Below are 326 nucleotides of genomic sequence, written 5' to 3'. Positions count from 1 at the left end.
ATAGCGGTGCGCTTTGGCGGGGTTCATGCCGGCGGCGTGCGCGAGGTCGCGCAGCATCATGGCGTTCGACGCTTCGGTCAGCACCTCGATCAGCCGGAAGCCTACTTCGATGGATTGGATGCCCGAGCGGGTTTTCTCCTCGTCGGGGGTGGCCGTGTTGTCGTCGTTGTCGATCTTGTTGTCTTGGTCAGGCACTGTCATGTGTCTCCGTCTTCGCCTATGTCTTGATCTTCTTGTTCGCCTTCGCGGCGGCGCCGGGCCTCGTTGATGCGAGACGTGCGCCATCGGTGCTGCCTGGGAATCGTTGGGCGATACCGGTCGATGGT

At 62.0% G+C, this 326-nt stretch carries 1 protein-coding gene; it reads right to left on the bottom strand.

The features are described from left to right. A partial coding sequence (locus CDV44_RS27045) for a helix-turn-helix domain-containing protein (RefSeq protein ID WP_249277752.1) occupies positions 1–201 on the bottom strand: 201 nt, incomplete at its 3' end. Between the last annotated feature and the right edge of the window lie 125 nt (positions 202–326).

The organism is Pandoraea sp. PE-S2R-1, from assembly GCF_002179865.1.
Classification (GTDB): Bacteria; Pseudomonadota; Gammaproteobacteria; order Burkholderiales; family Burkholderiaceae; genus Pandoraea.
Note: the sequence above shows the minus strand (reverse complement) of the source record. Positions and strands in the feature narration are given on the sequence as shown.